Genomic DNA, 15,416 nt, shown 5'->3' on the forward strand with positions numbered 1-15,416 from the left:
TTTCGGTCGTTTCAAGAGTGCCCCCATATATTTGATTCTCGACGCCGGGTCAAGTCAAGTTGTTGCGTCAGCCACATGCTATTTCTTATACGGCGGGCCTGTCGATCATGGGGGAAAAAAGTGCAATCATTACGCCGCATTTGGGAGCCGACTTTCGGTAGTCACCGAATGGCGCTTCTCAGTGTGACTTTATTGGTCGCGACACCCTTGATCATGCTGCCGGGTGGCCTCTACAGGTTCGTTTTGCCGAAACTTGCCATTTTGTTGCTCGCGTTGTGCCTGGGTCTCCTTGCCCCGGCAACGTCAAGACTTGGGCGCCCTACGGTGCTGATTATGGCAGCCATAGTTGGGACATATGTCATCGCGGCATTGAGTTCCGGGGATCTGTCAGCTGCCTTTGTTGGACGGTGGCCACGGTACGAAGGCCTGCCTGTCCTGCTCATATACGTGGGCTTGTTGGTGGTGGGAGCGCGCGTATTGGGTGGTTCTTCCGCTTCAAAAAACAGGCAGTATCTGGTTCATGGGCTGTGCTTCAGCATGCTCATTCTGGCGCCGATCGCAGTTGCCGAGGCGGTTGGTCTTCGACCCCTTGGTGGTGCCGACGACATACGGCCCGGGGCGACGTTGGGTAATGCCACAGATCTGGGCTTGGCGGGATTGGTCGCTTGCCTGCTGCTTCTGCCCAAGGCGTTATGGTCAAAGAATAAATTGGCGCAAATAGGAGCGGCGGCGGCAGGGGTAGTCACCATCACTTCGGGTTCCCGTGCTTGCATCCTCATTGTGGTTATTTGCGGAATTCTGCTCTTCGGATTCAAGGCATTCCAGCTGTTCAAATCGGGAAGGCCCGTTCATGCGATCGCTGCCTTCGCAGGATTCGTAGGCGTGGCAGCAGTTTTGTCATGGTCCATCCCATCAGTTGCGGAACGCCTGTTCAGCCTGGAAACCGTTACGGGTCGCGTTTACCTTTGGGAGGCATCTCTTCAGGCCCTATCCGGCAACGCGTTCCTGGGACTTGGAGCAGGGCAATTCGTGGACGCATTGCCTTCTCACCTATCCGATGAATTCGCCAAGAACGTGGGTACTGAGTTCCCGGCGGACAGCCCGCACATGGTCGTTCTCCAGCTGGTCAGCGCAGGAGGATTGTTCTTCCTTCTCTCGGTAGCTGCGGCTGTGTGCATGGTCATCGTGATCGGCTTCAGGCGTATCCGCACCGCACCATTGAACGAGCACAAACTGTTCCTGATCGGTGCGCTGGTGGCCATATGCAGCTACGGATTCGCACTCATGACCCACTTCACCTCACCGGGAACCACCGCGTTGGTTTGTGCCCTGGCCGGTGCCATTCTTGGAAATGCTCCCGTGCAGAAAGAGGCGATCGACAGTCCCCGCAAAAAGGCTTCTGACGTAGCTCGCCTATCAGCAGTTGGGCTGGCGCTCGTGGGCGCTATCGTCACCGGTGTAGCGACAACCGCGGAAATACCCTTGAAGGCGGGCAGTGACTTGGCTGCCGTAGGTGATATCCCGAAAGCGACTAAGGAGTTCGAACAGGCGAAGGTCCTACGGCCCTGGGACCAAGACATCGATCTTCTTGCCGCACAATCATTTGCCGTCCGCGCTGTCACAGGCGATACAACAGCGGCAGAAGCCGCTACCACCTGGGCGAGGGCCGCCGTCGAACATAACCCGTCCTCCATGGAGGCGCTTACTGCACTTGCCATCGGGCAACTGGGGACCGGCGACGTTCAAGCCGCGCGGAAGACGCTGGACACGCAGATCGACCGTTCGCCGTGGACATCGGAGCCCCACCTTCTACGGGGACTCGCCAAAGCCAGCGGCCAGGATTTGGAGGGTGCCATTGCAGATATAGAACGTGCTGCTGCGCTGACACCAAAACCGGAGCGAGCGCTGAACATTCTCTCGGAGCTATACATCGTGTCGGGCCGGCCCGACAAAGCCGCTGAAGTGGAGGAACGGCTGGCCCGGGCTCGTTAGACCCGAAATTGGAGTAACCGGATAGTAACGCTATCTTTTTGAATATCTATTATTCGGTAGATGAAAAATGGGGGCGGGTTTCCGCCAAAAAGTGCGGAAAGTAGCCATAAGTGCGCCATAAATACAGACGAAGACTCGTAACTTCAGGGCTTAGCCTTGCCTTATCCGCCTTCATGATGATCGGAATGATTCCGGCCAATGCAGCTCCGGTAACTCCCGTAGAGCCAGTGGTTGTCTCGGAAGCCGCGACACAAACCCAGCCGACCGTCATTACGGCACAGGATAGTGGCCCGTCGTTCCCGGCTCCGGCCACGTCTCCTTTTGCCGACGTCTCCACGTCCCAGCAGTTCTATGCGGAGATGGCGTGGTTGGCCAGCGCGGGCGTCAGTACTGGATGGTCCGGGGCCAATGGGTCGAAGACCTACAGGGCCTTGCAGGCGGTTAACAGGGACGCGATGGCGGCCTTCATGTATCGGCTCTCCGGCAGTCCAGGATTCGTTCCTCCGGCTGAGTCACCTTTCGCTGATGTGTCCACGTCCCAGCAGTTCTACAAAGAGATGGCATGGCTGGCGTCCAAAGGCATCAGCACCGGCTGGACCGAAGCAGACGGTTACACCAAAACCTACAGGGCACTACAGCCGGTAAACCGCGACGCCATGGCAGCGTTCTTGTTCCGTTTGGCAGGCAGCCCGGAATACACACCGCCGGCAGTCTCGCCGTTCGCCGACGTCGCCACCTCCCAACAGTTCTACAAGGAAATGGCATGGCTTGCCTCCACAGGCATCAGCACCGGTTGGACCGAAGCCAATGGCTCGAAGACGTACCGGGCGCTGCAGGCCGTAAACCGTGATGCCATGGCAGCGTTCATGTACCGCTTTCACCTGAACACAAGCCCACTGACCATTGCGAGCGACCACTTGATGGATGGCATCGCCGGAGTCAGATACCTCGAGCAGCTCACAGGGGCCGGCGGATTCGGCTCTCTGGTGTGGAATGCAACCGGCCTTCCCCAAGGTGTCACTCTTTCACCAACCGGTGTTCTGTCTGGTTCTCCAGCGGCCACAGGCGACTACCCGGTCACTGTCACAGCCACTGATGATTCCGGAATGACGCTATCGCGGACCCTGAGCCTCAACGTCCCGGAAGCCGCACCCGAGGAATGCGTGGGCAAGCCGTGCGAGATCCTGGTGCCCCTGGAAAACACGGTCCACGTCCCCGGGGACAACATCGTCGCCATCAACAGGGACCCTGAATCGAACGACATTGTCTCCGTGGAGCTCACGGCCGTCGATGTAACCGTGGGACAGGTGCTGACTCTCGACCCGTGGGCCAATCTCGAATCCGGAGCAATCCTCAACGTCGACGACGTCCAGATGACTGCTGACAGGACGCTACTGGTATCGGTCTCCACAGCCAACCTTTCCGCGGCCTACTCCGAGGGCACGGTTCACTTCACCGATGAAGCAGCAGTAACGACTTCCCTCGTAGAATCTGAAGCGCTCTCCACGCCCTTCGCTACAAAGGAACCAGTCCCGGCACCGAAGAAAATACAGTGTGAAGGCGGAGCGACCGCGGACCTCAAGGGCCTGTCTGTTACGCCGAACATGAAACCTTCGCTGTACGCCGATTGGAAGCCCTTCTTCGGGGGTCTTCACCAGCTCCAGGCGAACATCGAAGGCTCCATTACCGTCAACCTGGGAGCAGCTGTTTCCGGGGAAGGTGTCTGCACAGTGGCGGGTCCCGAGGTCAAGGTGACCGTCCCCTCAGGCGCAGGTGCCATCGTCATGGTGGCCCAGCCTTCCCTGACGTTTGAAGTCAACGGCAAGCTGGACCTCAGTACCTCCGTGACCCTCAAATGTGGCACGTCTTACCAGTGGAGGGACGGCCAGGAAAGCCGGGCCGCTACGTGTGGCACCGAGCACGAGCCGCTGGGCCTTTCCAGCGATTCGGGCATCGAAGCGACCCTCACGGGCGCAATCGATACACGTGTCACCTGGGTGGAAATTGTCGGAATTACGGGCCAGATTAATGCGTCCGTATCTGCCGCGTACCACCCAACCGAAGACCCCATGGCGGAGCTCAAAGGCCAGGTTGGTTTCGAACTTGGCGCCTGCCTTATCTGCTTCTTCGACGGCGGCCCCAACGTGACCATCTACTCCGGCACGATCTATGAAAAGACCATCGCCTCCTGGTCCACGAAGCCCCCAGCCCCTGGGGCTCCGGACGCAGAAGTGCCCCCGACGGTTGCACCTCTGAAAGTGCTTTCTACTTCATTGCCCAGCGCGACTGTTGGGAAGGCATACAAAATAGGCCTTGCGGCCAAGGGCGGGACTCAGCCTTACACCTGGACGATTTCGAAAGGGACGCTTCCTTCGGGTCTCGCTCTGAATTCCGGAACCGGAATAGTCTCGGGTGTCCCAATTACGGTGGCAACTGCCGACATCACCGTTACAGCCAAGGACATACTGGGCGTTGTGGCATTAGCTCCGTTGACATTGGTTGTGAACCCCACCCCGCCACGCGGAGACAAGGTCCTCGTCTATGCCGATGGTGACGAGGGGTACGGCATAACGAACGTCGCCAAGACTCTCCGCGACGCCGGCGCAGAGGTTGTGGAAGCGACCTCGCTCCCTGCTGACCTGAGCGGCTACAAGTCAATTTGGAACCCGTCACGTTACGGATGGAGCGATGCAGACGAGCGCCGCGTTGCCAGCTACGTAGCCGACGGCGGAGCGGCCTACCTCACTGGGGAACGTCCATGTTGCGAGGCTCTGAATGCCAGCGTTCAGAACGTCCTCCGCCATGTACTTACCGATCAGAACGTTGTGGTGGGCCAGACGGGCGATGTGCAGGGAACCTTCTCGTTCAATCCTGCTGCAAGCAACGAAATCACCAAAGTGCCCAACGTGCTCACCACTTTTGACCCCGATGCACCCGGAGCCATCAGCGGAATGGGTGGTGTGGACGCCCGGAACGTCTTCGCTCGAAGTGAGAGCGTGGCCATCGGAGGCGTCTGGGCTGAAGGGGATATGAAGACCGGACGAGGACGCGTAGTTGTCTTGATGGACATCAATTACCTCGAGCTCGACGCTAGAACGCCGATCATCCAAAACATCCAGCACTTCCTGTCCAAAACACCCTGATTCATCTGCAAAGCGGCCGGCCTTGTCATTACCAAGGCCGGCCGTTTTGTGCTGTTACGGGCTTTGCCTTCGTTGAACTTTGAGTTCCCACGGGCCTTTGCAAATGGATCCGTACGCGGGGGCACTCCGGCCAAAGTTGGGCTACGCACAGTGGGTGCGAGTTGGTTTCCTGATGGGCGCGGACGTTGATGCTACTCATGCATTTAGATGAGTACCCGCCCGGGGTCAAGAAAAGATACGGAGACGTATTCTGGAAGAACCCCGGTCTCCTGTCATGGGGCAGAGTCTCCCGGTATGCGGGCCTGCTGCCGGGGACCTAAATCCGCGCCCGGCAGTTCTGGCTCAAAGAGAATCCTTGTCCGCCCGTGGCAGCGAGGAAGGGTGGTCGAGGAAATGACGCCGGACCGGAAAAGCACACGATGCCATGGGCGCTATCAGAATCGCAGCGGGCAGAAAGTGTCCGTTATTGGTTGACATGGCTACGGCGCACTGCCGCAGCCGGCAAGCCGTCGATAGCTTCACCGAACCGAGCGCCGCCAGCAGAATCGCGTTGCTTGGCGCAAACCCCGTTGACCGCATACTCGTCCAGTACGAGCTGAGCGCCCAAACAGGCAGTTGCCCTACCCGGTTCTTCACATCCAAGACCGAAGCCTTGGCTTGGCTCCGCGATCCTCGCCCCATATAAACCGACCAAGCAACTACTGAACCATTCTCGGGAGCCCAATGCCTCACAGCGGCCGCGAAGAGGCGGAGGGCCGGCACACCCTCTGGTCCGAGAAGGTGAGGGCACAAACTGGTCGAAGCGATGACCGCCAGTTCTGGGCGTTGTTGCCCTCACATACCTGTTCCGCTGGTCGCGCTGATCCGTGGCCTGGCCGGGGCAACGACAATTGACTCATGAGTGATCTCCAGTTCTCCAGCATTCTGACGTGTCCGGCCTGCGGGACCCAGGAAACACAGGACATGCCGGCCGACGCGTGCGTTTACCTCCACCGATGCACCGCGTGCGGCGTCACCATCAAACCCCTGCCCGGGGACTGCTGCGTCTTCTGCTCCTACGGCAGCGTCCCCTGCCCACCGAAACAATCACCGGCCTAACGGCCGGGTACACCTGGCGCACCCACTTTTGTCTATTCCGATGCCCTGGCCGCCAAGCACCACGGGCTCCACGGGAAGCCGCCACACTGCTGCGGGAAGACCGTAGGATGTGGAAAGGCGCGGCCGTCAGGACGCGGCCGGGGCTTGGTCACCATTCCAAGAATCTGTTTCGTGAAGCCACTCCATGGCTTCGCTTTTGGAGGTGAAGAACCGGGTAGGGCAAGGGACTGAGCCAGCACTGAGCTGATAGGCGACAAGGGCACGATCAACAGGATCAGCGCCCACCAAAGCGACCCTTGTGGCAGCACATGGCTCGGCAAAGACGTCCCTGGCCTGATGATCGACATAGTTTGTTGCCGCCATGTCAACCAGCATCGGGTATTTCCTTCCCGCCGCGATCTTATTGACCGCTTCCATGGCCGCGCGCGCGTTTGAGGCCTCAATATGGGCTCCGTGGTTCCATACCAGATGCAGGAGAGAGCCGTCTTCAAGACGGACTACACCGTCGTCGAGAACTATCTGATCCATCTTTACCTCCAATGCCGGCGCAAGGTGGTCGGCCGGTCATGCCTTGAAAGATTACGTCATCGGGCGGGCCGGTGGTCAGTCCATAGCAAGGCTACGGGGAACTACTGCCACTGTCAGCGCGCGGCCGCCCTGTGCCCCAAGGTGTAGTTGACGAAGCATCCGATCATGTCTGGGGCAGAAGGATCCGGGGTGCGGTGCGCCTAACAGCAAACCGGTGCGATACTGACTCGACGAGGTACCGCTGGACCGAGGTGAAGGAGCCGGGCCCAATGATGCTTGATACCACCACCCTGCGGGTGGCGTTCGGTGTCGTCGCGCTTATGCTGCTTATTCTTTTCTTCGCAGTAACGTTCCGCTCGACCCGTTCGACGTACAGCATTTGGTGGTGCGCAGCATTGTCCCTGTTCCTGGGCGGGTCCACTGCTTATCTCTTGGACGGCACCGTCCACCAGATATGGGCGAACCCGCTGGGAAACACACTGCTGGTCGCCGGTGCCGCCAGTGTCTGGTCCGCATCACGGTCGCTGAGGACCCGCCGAACGCCATGGGGGAAGCCACCCCTGGCTCCTGCCGCAACCCTCATAGCCTCTGCGCTCGATCACCCTGCCACCAAGACTGGTCCGGCGGCCCGGTCTTTCTCGCCATGATGTCGCTAATGATTGGCCTGGCCTCCCGGGAACTGTGGCAGCACTGGCCCGGCGATTCCCGCCTCTACCACCCTTTGGCGGTCTCATCCGGAGTGCTCTCTGCCTACTACTTCGGCCGGTGGCTTGCTTTCCTGACCGAAGGCCCCAGCGGACCGGTGTTCCTCACCTACTTCGGTTCTGCCCCCACCACGCTTCTCACCATGGCCCTGCTCGTCCTCGTTTCCTTCAGCATGACTGCGCTCAGCCACGAACAACTCACCAAAGACCTCAGCGACCGGGCCAACCGGGATGGCCTGCCGGGGTCCTTAACCGCACCACGTTCCTGCACCTCGCCGCCGAAGACCTGGCCCGTCTGCGCCTCAGACCCGCCACGGCCACGCTGATCCTTGCCGATCTTGATAACTTCAAAGACGTGAACGACAGCTATGGACACCCGACCGGAGACGAGGTACTCCAAGGTTTCGCGGCCGCCTGTACCGACAGAATCCGGTCCCCTGACCTTGTAGGTAGATACGGGGGAGAAGAATTCGTCATCTTCCTGCCCGGCGCCGACCCGGTCCATGCCGAGTCGCTCACGGAGGAAATAAGCCACCACTTCGCAAGTCGTAGCACCGCAAGGAACATCCGATACCCGACCGTCAGCTATGGAATCGCCTCCAATAAGGCCGGCGCCGCCGACCTGGGAGAGATGATCGCATCTGCGGATTCGGCCCTCTACCGGGCTAAAACCGCCGGTCGGAACCGGGCAGCCCACGACAACTGAGTGGGCCTGATGGGCGGATGGGAGTTCCTGGATTCCACGGCAACCCTGCCTTCAGCTGCCATGGGAGCGACCAGTCAAGTCGTTGTCAGCTCGATGGGAGTCCATTAGGCCCAGTCTTGAGTGGTAGCCACCTCCCTGTTACGTCACGGCCTGGGACATCTTCAAAGAATTGATCTGATCTTGAGAAATTCTGAGTAAATTTGGGAAGAAGCCATCCCGCCGGTTGGCCGGTCCGGCGCGTTCATGGACGCTGATTAGAAGGCAGGGAGAGCGTTGATGACGATCACCAAGGACCTTGTCTCGCCTGAGAGCCCCAAGCGCCTACTTGGCGAGGAGGGGCGACCAGGCTTTCGGCCGGAGATCCAGGGTCTGCGTTCCTTGGCAGTGCTGATGGTGGTTTCATACCACGTCTGGTTCGGCAGGGTCTCTGGTGGCGTGGATGTTTTCTTGCTGATCTCGGCGTTCCTGATGACCCTGCAGTTCGTGGGCCGTTACGAGCACGGCCGTTCAGTGCCGTTGGTCCGGCACTGGCTGCATCTGTTCTGGCGGCTGCTGCCCGCCGTGGTTGTCGTTCTGTCCGGCACCTTGGCGGCAACCTTCATCATCGTTCCTCGCACGCGCTGGTTCGAGGTCGTCAGCCAGGGATGGGCTTCGCTCTTCTATTACGAAAACTGGCTGCTCCAGCGACAGGTGGTTAATTACTACGCCGCGGACCATAGCCTGGCGAGTCCTTTCCAGCACTTCTGGTCACTGTCCATCCAGGGCCAGGTCTTCATCCTCTGGCCGGCGATATTTGTCGCGGCCGCCTTAGTGTGTCGGCGCTTCGGGCTGCGCTACCGGGCCGTGCTGCTGGGGGTTTTCGGTGTCATTTTCCTTGCCTCGCTGGCGTACTCGGTCTATTTCACCGCAGTTCATCAGGAACTAGCGTATTTCGATACCGTCGCCCGTCTGTGGGAATTTGCCCTGGGCACCTTGGTGGCGTTGGTACTGCCGTACCTGAAACCCGGAGTGAATGCCCGAATCATTCTTGGCTGGGTGGGTGTTGCGGCCATGCTCAGCTGCGGCATGGTCCTGCAGGTCAAGACGGCTTTTCCGGGTTTCGTGGCGCTGTGGCCAACCCTTGCCGCGGTCGCCGTCATCGCCGCGGGGCAGTCGGGGAGCCGTTTCGGCGTTGACCGGTTCCTGGCATCAAAGTTGTTGGTGGGGTTGGGCGCAAATTCCTATGCTCTCTATCTGTGGCACTGGCCGCTGCTGGTGCTTACTCTCATCTGGCTCGGCCAGGACCACGCTGACGGCATCACCGGGGCCGTGATTATTGGTCTGTCGCTGCTTCTGGCATATCTAACCACCCGTCTCGTCGAACGGCCGCTGCGCTCCTGGCGGTGGCCGGAAGTCAACCAACGCCGCTTGGTCCTCGCCGTCGCTCTCTGCCTCGCGGTCGGATCGTCCCCGATGGTGGTGTTCGCCTACCAGCAACAGATGGAAAAGAACGCCGTCGAATCCCAGAGGCCGGAGGACAATCCTGGAGCGGCGGCGTTGCTTCCCGGGTACGAAAACCAGGTGGAGGAGAACGCCCGGACGTTGCCACGACCGGAGCAATTGCCGGAGGACTGGGCGTCCCTTGGTGGCCCCTGCACCGGGGAGCTTCGACCAGCAGACCGGCTACTCCTTGAGAACTGCCAACAGAACGATATAGGGAACACTGCGGAGAAGACTGTACTGGTGGTCGGACATTCCCATGCCCAGCAGTGGCTTGGAGCGATCGGGCCACTGGCACAACAAAACAACTGGCGTGTCCAAGCCCTCACATTCGGGGCATGTCCCTTCATGACGGAGAACCCGGAGTACGGGGACGAATGCAACACCTTCAACAAAGAACTCCGCGCACACATCCGCGTTCACAAACCCGATACCGTCTTCCTGGTAGGCACCGAAGCCCTCCCTGACTCCCCCGATGAAGATCTCACCTGGGGCCCTGACGAGCTGGTCGGGGAAATGACCGACCAAGGCGTGAAAGTGATCGCCATGCGGGACAACCCCCGTTTCTCCTTCAGCCCCAGTGAATGCGCGATAGCCTCCAGCGCGGATAACCCCGACTGCCGCCCGGCCCAGTCCTCGGTACTCGCCGAAAACAACCCGCTCAAACAACTGGATGGGATCTTCACAGGATTGACGATCCTGGACATGACAGACCTGATCTGCGACGGGCAAACATGCCCGGGAATCGTCGGCAACGTCTACGTCTACCTCGACGACAACCACCTCACCAAAACATACGTCCGGACCATGACCGACATGTTGGCCCAAAGGTGGGACACCGCTCCGCGCCCGTGACCCCCGGACGGACATGCCGTGTTGCTCGAATTCTTCCCACTCGGTGTCTTATGGTGCCAGGGGAGTCGAAGGGCTGCCTGAGATATATGGCCTCTCCGGTGTTGTGGCCGTCGCAGATGCCTCCGACGCGGGACCACTACAGTCCTGATTTCAAGCCTCTGGAGACGAATCGCGGAGAGCCGGTTAGTAGCCGTTCCATCACCCAACGCGCCTGGAACCATCAATTCGTTGTTATGCCCGTTCGCTCCCCAACCCCACAAGCCACCATCGGCTACTTCTGGGTGGGGCATCGGCTCGCTGCAATGAACGAATGGTGAATCGGGCGACTTCCAAAGACCCGGTACGCTGAAAGCTGCCCGTTTCGTCCTAACACCGGAGCATCGTGCGAGTTGTAGTTCTTGGAGACATTGGTCAGCCCGTTTATCACGTAGGTGACGAAGCCATGACGCACGCCGTGGTGGACGAACTACGCGCCAGGGGAGTTTCTGACATTGTCCTGCTGTCCCGGGATCCGGAGCAGAGCACCCGAATTTTCGGCACTTCCTCGGTGAAGACACTCGAATTCCCGTGGCCTCCGCACAGGCGCGAGACATACCTCCGTGAAATCCGAGCCATCCTCGCGGGCGACATGACTGCCCTCCCCGCTGAGGATCAGGTCCATGCGCTCATCGAGACCATGAAGACTTGCGACGGCGTGGTGATCGCCGGCGGCGGGAACATGACTTCGCCCTACGGCTGGCTGCTCTACGAGCGGGCGGCTGTTGGAGCCATTGCCAATGCTTTGGGTAAGCCGCTGGTCATTTCCGGACAGACCGTAGGGCCTGTCCTCACGGGACCCGACTACGACACAGTGGTCGAGCTTTTCCGCTCAGCGACGCTCACCAGCGTCCGCGAGCAGACGTCCTGGGACCTGATGCGGGACGCGGGCGTGCCCGTGGGCTTGACGCTCGACGACGCGAGCTTCCTTGAGGTCGACGACGCCCCTGCAACGGGCAGCGAATCGGACCAAACCACCTACAAGCCCCAACGGGGCCGACCATTCCTGGTAGCCACTTTCGCGCCTGGTACCGGCGCCCTGGACAAGGACGCTTTCAACCAGCGCATTGCTGAGGTGCTGGACAGAATCGCCGACGCCGGGAACCTGGACGTTGTAATGATCCCCCACATGTCCCACCCGGTCCAGGCGGACATTGACGTCGAAACCCACCAGGACATCCGGCGGAGGATGCACACGGAGAACGTGGTGGTCTGCGGTCAGCTGTCCGCGGAGGAATCCGCGTCGCTGACAATGCAGGCCGAGATTGTGGTGGCGAGCCGGTACCACCCGATTGTCTTCGCACTGTCAGCGGGCGTTCCGTGTCTGGGCATCGCCGTGGATTACTACGGCGAGGTCCGGATCGGCGGCGCGCTGGCCAACTGGGGCCTCGGCCACACCATGCGTTCCCTGCGGCACCTGGCCACTCCGGAATTCGACGCGTACGTAGATCAGTTGTGGTCCCGCCGCGACGACATCAGTGCCTACCTAAAGCAACTCAGCCCGACGCATGGTGACTTCCAGCGCGCCTGGTGGGACGCCGTCGTCGAGACTTTGAAGGACGCCAGGCCAGAGGCACCAGTCCTTGTCAGCCCGGAACCGGCGTTCCTCGAACTCGCATCCGGTGAGCATCCGTCCGTGGCCAAGCTGACAGCCAACAATGAGCTGCACATCGGGCACCAGTCGGTAGAGCTCTTTGGACTGACCCACGTCCTGGAAGACACCCGTGGAAGCCTCGGCGCTGTGGAAGAGGAGCGGGACCGGCTGCTGGGCGAACTGAGTGAACGCACGGAAGCGCTCGCTGCAAGGGAGTCTGAACGCGACCACCTCCAGGACGAGCTTCAGTCGCTGAAGTCCTCCTTGGTGGTGCGTGCTGGCCGAAAGCTCAAGCTGCTCCGGCGGTAGACCCCCTGGATGGTTCATGATGGAGCTCATGGGGGGCATTTCATGAGCGGCATTGACGATCTCATTTCGGCGTCGAACGATCGCTGGGCTAAGGCACGCAAACGAGCACAAGGTCTGGCGGACCACGGAGTTGGCGATGCCCTGAAGGTGTACTACACGCGCTACTTTCCTGCTGGCTTCATTCTTCTGACAGCGGTGGGGACTGTAGTCGCGCGCTGGGCATTCGGTGATTCAGTACGAAGCTGGGTCCAGTACGTCCTGTTCGGCAGCCTGTTGGCCTGCCTGGGTGCCTTCATTGGTGCTTTCGTTTACAACGCCAAGAGGATTTCCCCACGGATTGAGGCCGGGACCCTGGGCGTGCTGATTTCGTTGGAAAACAGTGAACAGAAGTATATTCGGCGGCAGATCTCCGGCAGGGTTCCCCTGAATGATGAGCACCTCGTTGTAGCACGTGGCGCAGCGGTGCAGCTGCGCAAGAATCTGGCTTTCCTGGTCTTGCTGTCACCTGTAAACACGCTGATCCTTTTGCCACAGTGCATCAACTTCTCATTAAGGGAAGACACGGTGGTGTTGGCGTTGATATTCGCGATTGTTGTGATCATTGGCGCAGTAGGGGCGGCTTACACGATTCGCGAGTTCGTTCAGACGGGACGTTTTCTGGAATCCACGGCAGTTAGGATGCCGGGCAATACCAACCCGGATTAAGGGCCCGAAACCGCCAGCTCCAGCGTTCGTACGGGGTACGTGGGTAGAGTAGAGGCCTGAACATCGCCGGATTGCAGTGGATACGGAGCACGAATTGTCAGCTTGGCTAGAACTCGGACCGGACAACTACGTCTTGGAAACCGAGGGATCGTTACTCAACACCGGGCTAGTGGTGGGCTCAGAGCTCGCCATGGTCATCGACACCGGCTGCGGCCCGCGCCAAGGCCGGGAGATCCTCACTGCCGTTCGCGAAAAGACCCAGCTTCCGCTTGTTGTGGTGAACACCCACGCACACTACGACCACTTCTTCGGCAACGCAGTATTTGCCGACGACGGCGTCACGGAGTTTTGGGCGCACGCCAATTGTGCGGCGGCTATAGAACGCGACGCCGACAACCAGCGACGCTTCGTGGCCACCAACGAGCCTGAGATGGCAGCAGGGGAGGGCGACGCCGTCGACATCGTTGTCCCCAACGCCCTCGTCCACGATCAGCCTGTCCTGGTTGACCTTGGCGGCATCACCGCTACCCTCTTTTACTTGGGCCGTGCACACACCGACGGCGACCTCCTTGTTGGCACCAGCTCCACGCTGTATGTGGGCGACTTGATTGAACAGGGCGCGCATCCGTCGTTCGAAGACTCCTACCCGGAGGAATGGGCGGATGCGCTGCGGCATATCTCGGCCCTGCGTCACCGTTACGAATTCCTGGTCCCGGGCCACGGCAAGCCCGTCAGTGATGAGTTCGTCAAAACCATGGCTGACACCATGAGCACGGCGGTCCGGCAGGCAACCCAGTCCATTCGCGACATGCCGTCCGACGCCACCAAGGCTATTCCTGTGCTGCCGTACGGCCCGGAACAATCGCGCTGGTTCATCAAGAGGCTTCAGGAAACCAACGCCCACGGACGTTCATCTCTGGGCACTCCGGACTTTGGACCGGAAAAGACCGGCTTTTATCCGTCATAAAAGAAGGTTACTTATAAATTAATCATCTTGTTTACTCCCAGCCATGGACTAACCGCTTAGTCCCGTCCTAGGATGAAGGCGATCATCGGTTCGCGACTACCTGGGGGTGTCGAGATGAAGGGTTCACGCGTTTTCCCGCGTGCTACCAGCATTCTCCGCTCTGTCATGGTCGCTGGCGCTGGCACTGCAATCTGGATGGCGCTCTCCGCTTCAGCCGCGAGTGCAGACACTGGAACCTCCGACAAAACCCTTCTGGGCAGTGTCACGTCCTCCACGTCCGTCAGCATTCCGGTGCCGAACGTACCGCTGCCGGCCGTCGTCAAAGGAATAGTACCGGCGGAGCAGATCAACGTGCATGTGCCGGCGGTGACACCCATAGTGCAGCGCGTCGGCGGCACCGTGGATCACGTGGTTTCAGCCGTGCCGGTGGTCAACCAAGTGGTTCCTCCGAACACCACCGGGACTGTGGTGAACACCGTGGTGGTTCCGGCCACTGACGCTGTGGACCACACGGTCAACGTTGTTGTTCCGCCGGTCAATCAAGCAGCGGAACCCGTTCGACTGGAACCTGTTACGGACGCGGTAACCCCGATTGTGGATCCGATTGTCGGCGTGGCGGACACCGTCCTGCCGCCCGTCGAAGCCATCGTCCCGCCTGTGGTTGTTCCGCCAGTGGCTATCCCGCCTGTGGCCGCCCCGCCAGTTACGATGCCGCCGGCCATCGCGCCTCCGGTCACCATACCGCCGGCCACCACGCCCGTTACCGAGGTTCCGACCGTGCCGAGCTCTGACGCAATTGTTGTCCCGGCTATGGCGGACGCCGACGCCTTGGTGACTACCGGCGTCGTAGATTCCACGGACGCAACGGTTCCTGAGCCCAGCACCTTGAACTTCCGTGCGACCCCACCTGGGGTGGCCGCTGGCGCTTCAGCGTTCATGGTACCCAACCGAAACTTCGGTCCGACAGGGATTACTGCGGTTCTCGGCGGCGCCTCCTCAGCCGCCGATCCCGCCTCGCCCTCGGAGCTGCCTTCCGGCCCTCCAGCAGTACCCGCCGGCCTCACGGGAGCTGGTTCCGGGAACTCCCAAAACGGTCCGCCAAGCCCTGCGGCAGCCTTCCTGCATGGTGCACTGATCATTCCCGTAGACGCTCTTCCCGGCCAGGAATCGGCCGATGCTGAACAACATCCAAAGCCGGTGTGCTTCGACCCCGGCTCCTCTCCTGACTAGTTCCCAAGCCGGCCGCGCAGCTATTCGCGGCAAACGGTCATTCGGGCGATCCGTCACTCGGACGTCCTTG

The 15,416-nt window shown here is 60.3% G+C and carries 13 protein-coding genes; 12 read left to right on the forward strand and 1 reads right to left on the reverse strand.

Translation table 11 applies throughout. The features are described from left to right. Positions 1-333: 333 nt before the first annotated feature. The 4 genes from AC0J5Z_RS07645 (at position 334) to AC0J5Z_RS07660 (ending at position 6,233) form a co-directional block, all read left to right on the forward strand. Positions 334-1,992 (forward strand): polymerase, encoded by a 1,659-nt coding sequence (locus tag AC0J5Z_RS07645; RefSeq protein WP_475038539.1) that lies wholly within the window; start codon positions 334-336, stop codon positions 1,990-1,992. Between the two features lie 173 nt (positions 1,993-2,165). Further along, positions 2,166-5,135 (forward strand): Ig domain-containing protein, encoded by a 2,970-nt coding sequence (locus tag AC0J5Z_RS07650; protein WP_475038540.1) that lies wholly within the window; start codon positions 2,166-2,168, stop codon positions 5,133-5,135. A gap of 424 nt (positions 5,136-5,559) precedes the next feature. Further along, positions 5,560-5,820, forward strand: coding sequence for a DUF7793 family protein (locus tag AC0J5Z_RS07655; RefSeq protein ID WP_475038541.1), 261 nt, complete (start codon positions 5,560-5,562; stop codon positions 5,818-5,820). A 212-nt stretch (positions 5,821-6,032) separates the two neighbouring features. Next, positions 6,033-6,233, forward strand: a complete 201-nt coding sequence (locus tag AC0J5Z_RS07660; protein ID WP_475038542.1) for a GDCCVxC domain-containing (seleno)protein — start codon at positions 6,033-6,035, stop codon at positions 6,231-6,233. 126 nt (positions 6,234-6,359) lie between these two features. Here AC0J5Z_RS07660 and AC0J5Z_RS07665 read toward each other — a convergent pair whose 3' ends face one another. Beyond that, entirely contained in the window at positions 6,360-6,761 is a 402-nt protein-coding gene (locus tag AC0J5Z_RS07665) for a DUF7793 family protein (protein ID WP_475038543.1), read from the reverse strand. Positions 6,762-7,030: 269 nt separating this feature from the next. Here AC0J5Z_RS07665 and AC0J5Z_RS07670 point away from each other — a divergent pair, with 269 nt between their 5' ends. The 8 genes from AC0J5Z_RS07670 (at position 7,031) to AC0J5Z_RS07705 (ending at position 15,346) form a co-directional block, all read left to right on the forward strand. Next, positions 7,031-7,408, forward strand: coding sequence for a hypothetical protein (locus AC0J5Z_RS07670; protein WP_475038544.1), 378 nt, complete (start codon positions 7,031-7,033; stop codon positions 7,406-7,408). Between the two features lie 8 nt (positions 7,409-7,416). Next, the gene (locus tag AC0J5Z_RS07675) at positions 7,417-7,791 is read left to right on the forward strand and encodes a hypothetical protein (RefSeq protein ID WP_475039860.1); all 375 of its coding nucleotides are present in this window, start codon (positions 7,417-7,419) and stop codon (positions 7,789-7,791) included. After that, the gene (locus AC0J5Z_RS07680) at positions 7,761-8,171 is read left to right on the forward strand and encodes a GGDEF domain-containing protein (RefSeq protein WP_475039620.1); all 411 of its coding nucleotides are present in this window, start codon (positions 7,761-7,763) and stop codon (positions 8,169-8,171) included. Before AC0J5Z_RS07675 ends, AC0J5Z_RS07680 begins: the two co-directional genes overlap by 31 nt. A gap of 276 nt (positions 8,172-8,447) precedes the next feature. Further along, positions 8,448-10,505, forward strand: coding sequence for an acyltransferase family protein (locus AC0J5Z_RS07685; RefSeq protein WP_475038545.1), 2,058 nt, complete (start codon positions 8,448-8,450; stop codon positions 10,503-10,505). Between the two features lie 382 nt (positions 10,506-10,887). Further along, positions 10,888-12,444 (forward strand): polysaccharide pyruvyl transferase family protein, encoded by a 1,557-nt coding sequence (locus AC0J5Z_RS07690; protein WP_475038546.1) that lies wholly within the window; start codon positions 10,888-10,890, stop codon positions 12,442-12,444. Between the two features lie 42 nt (positions 12,445-12,486). Then, positions 12,487-13,149 (forward strand): hypothetical protein, encoded by a 663-nt coding sequence (locus AC0J5Z_RS07695; protein WP_475038547.1) that lies wholly within the window; start codon positions 12,487-12,489, stop codon positions 13,147-13,149. A gap of 94 nt (positions 13,150-13,243) precedes the next feature. After that, positions 13,244-14,116 carry an MBL fold metallo-hydrolase gene (locus AC0J5Z_RS07700; protein WP_475038548.1) on the forward strand — a complete coding sequence of 291 codons (873 nt, stop codon included), beginning with the start codon at positions 13,244-13,246 and terminating at the stop codon, positions 14,114-14,116. Between the two features lie 72 nt (positions 14,117-14,188). Further along, positions 14,189-15,346 carry a hypothetical protein gene (locus AC0J5Z_RS07705; protein ID WP_475038549.1) on the forward strand — a complete coding sequence of 386 codons (1,158 nt, stop codon included), beginning with the start codon at positions 14,189-14,191 and terminating at the stop codon, positions 15,344-15,346. The last annotated feature ends 70 nt before the right edge of the window (positions 15,347-15,416 follow it).

Source organism: Paenarthrobacter sp. TRD_SC_7 (assembly GCF_056156245.1).